The organism is Gordonia sp. IITR100, from assembly GCF_002009645.1.
GTDB classification, from domain to species: Bacteria; Actinomycetota; Actinomycetes; order Mycobacteriales; family Mycobacteriaceae; genus Gordonia; species Gordonia hongkongensis.
In genome coordinates this window covers 1-2,449 of sequence record NZ_MVKV01000041.1, presented here as the reverse complement: position 1 = coordinate 2,449, position 2,449 = coordinate 1, and the positions used below count along the sequence as shown (strand labels likewise).

General features: G+C 62.4%; 3 protein-coding genes. 2 read left to right on the top strand and 1 reads right to left on the bottom strand.

From position 1 onward, the window contains the following. Window positions 1-273: 273 nt before the first annotated feature. On the top strand, window positions 274-867 hold the full coding sequence (locus B1818_RS23775) for a hypothetical protein (protein ID WP_078114166.1): 594 nt from the start codon (window positions 274-276) through the stop codon (window positions 865-867). Between the two features lie 24 nt (window positions 868-891). Continuing rightward, window positions 892-1,464 carry a DUF2716 domain-containing protein gene (locus tag B1818_RS23770; protein ID WP_078114165.1) on the top strand — a complete coding sequence of 191 codons (573 nt, stop codon included), beginning with the start codon at window positions 892-894 and terminating at the stop codon, window positions 1,462-1,464. 365 nt (window positions 1,465-1,829) lie between these two features. Here B1818_RS23770 and B1818_RS23765 read toward each other — a convergent pair. Further along, a partial coding sequence (locus tag B1818_RS23765) for a hypothetical protein (protein ID WP_078114164.1) occupies window positions 1,830-2,449 on the bottom strand: 620 nt, incomplete at its 5' end.

Below are 2,449 nucleotides of genomic sequence, written 5' to 3'. Positions count from 1 at the left end.
TGACGCTTCCGTCCCGCCATGATCCCTATCGTCCCTTCTCCGCCCTCAACAGGGCAATCAGGACTCTAGAACCACCCGGACCGGTTCACGGGGGACACGCCATGTCCGCGCGGCAATCAGCAGCGCATTCGGATAGTCCGGCCGTGGCCAGCCATCAGCACATCCACAATCTACTCGCCGCGGGCAGCCCTACCCGACGGCCTTGTCGAGGAGGACGACCGTGTCGACGAGCGCACCGCCTGATTTGTCCCTTGCGGTTGCTAGCGTGGCTTGATGACTACGTGGGATGAGGTCGAGGTAGGTAACCACCAGTTCCACATCGGTGGGCTTGAGTCTGATCCGACCACCATCGCAGCGGAAACCGATGTCTTCATCGTGTCCGGGTCCGGGTTGCTGGTGGTAAATACCGGCATCTCCGCGGGCCCCGCCACGGTGGGTGTCGAGCTGCATGACAGTGCCCCGCCGGCCGATCTGGACGCGTGGGGCAACGTCGCAGAGACAACGGTGTCGACCACCCAGGATCTGCACGTGATGACAGTCGACGGGGAGGTCTCTGAGGCCCTGGGCCCTATCCCCGCTCCCGCATCGGGTGCAGTGACCCTCCGGGTATCCACACGCGGGCGTGTCGCAAACTGGGATCGCATCGTCGACGAGCCGTGCGAGGACTACCTGATCCAGGCATGGCCGGCTGACGTGAACACCCCCACCCGGCAGCTGAAATCGGCCGACGGTATGTGGGCCGCCGCCGACCGCGACCCCGGCGCGGACGCCCTCCAAGACGATCCCGGCATCGATGCCACCGCGGACGCCACGGTCCGCTGGGGCGGACCCGTCATAACTCCCACGCGATACGACCACGGCCGCTGATGGCTGCTCTGCGACGATGGTCTGATGATGCGTTGGACCCTCGACCATGGGAACCCGCTGCCACCAGGGTGGAGCTATCTGCCGCGAGATGAGGAGAGTCTCGCGTGGGATCGGTTCCTCGACCGGTTCCAATCATTCCGGCCGAGCGTCTACCCGAAAGACTGGCCCGCAGTGGTTGATCCGAATCCGTCAGTAACCTTCGATCTGGCTGTTCCGGAGAACTCGCCCGGCATCTCGAGCGCACAGTTCGATGCAATCAACGCCGAGGCGCAACGACGCTTCGTCAGCGTGTTCGACGATCCCGGCTGGATCGTGCTCGACTGGCAACATCCCGGCTATCGGCTCGACGCCGCAGTACACGCCGACACCTTCGACACCGAGTGGCCGGTGACCGTGTGCCCGAACGGCGACTACTATATCTTCGCCCGTCCCGACTTCAGCACCGGCACCTTCGGACACCCCTGGGAGAAGACGCTGTGCGTCTTCGGTGCCGAGCTGGTCCAGACCTTGGGGCAGACCCTCGCAACATGGCTGCCGCTCAAGCGCGAGAAACAGACGGACATAGAGGGTACGACCACCCCCTTGAGTTCGTCATAATGCAACATTATCGGCACTCGAAAGACGATGCTGCAGAGTCGAATTCGACTATCTCTGACATAGCGTTTCGTCACGTGACAGAATTTCGCGAGTTCTATGGAGTGTCGTGGCGCGCGATATCTGTGTTGGATGAATCGGTGCTGAATGTTTTCAACAGCTGGTGGACGTCTGCGGCCGTTGCTAACCCGGTCGCAGGCCGTCCGTCAGTCCGGTCCGCGACAATGGCTACCACGTCTCGGCGCGTGGCCGAATCCCATGCACGTAATCTCAGGATTCGACCACAAAAGCGCCTAGCGCCCTTGCCCGGCTGGCGACCACGTAACGGCGCGGCTTGTGGGATCGATCCCCCCCGGCAACTGATGGTCTCAGAACAAGCGGTAACTGTCGGCGCTGACTGTGAAGCCGTGGTTGGTGGCGAAATACCAGCATGTGATTGTGGTGTGGTAGTCCACGCTACAGGTATAACCGTTGACGAACAGGCGCTGGTGGTCGGAAAGCGGGAGTGTTGATCCCTCACCAGCGAATTGGTACTGCGGCTCGCTGGAAGCGCCGAGGTTACCGGGGCGGCCTTGGATGGATTCGGTTGTAATTGTGGTCGTCTCGCTGTCTGTGGTGTGTCGCGTGGTCGTGACGGGTGACTGTTGGCACCCGGCGGCGGCGCGGCCAGGGGTTCCGGTAATGGCGCAGAAGAACTGTCCGTCGGCGACTTGAAAGAAGTAGCCACTCTGCCCGGCGTCGGTGCGGAAGTAGTCGTCACCATCGACCCAGTTGTCGGCCACGGGGACTGAACTGTTTTGGGTCAGGATCTGGTCGCGACCGCGATCGCAGCGGTTCATGTACCCCGATGCTGCCACGTTGGTGCTGGGCCGGCATACCCAGCCTTCCTTGTGTGAGGGGCTGTTATCAGGTGAACCGCCCCGGGTCTGTCGGAGGCTCTCGAACCTGTGAAGGATGGAGAGCATGGCAGCACCACGCAAGTACAGTG

Bases quoted from the DNA above. Each gene is read 5' to 3' on its own strand.
- B1818_RS23775 (WP_078114166.1), top strand. From the start codon at position 274: ATGACTACGTGGGATGAGGTCGAGGTAGGTAACCACCAGTTCCACATC.
- B1818_RS23770 (WP_078114165.1), top strand. From the start codon at position 892: ATGATGCGTTGGACCCTCGACCATGGGAACCCGCTGCCACCAGGGTGG.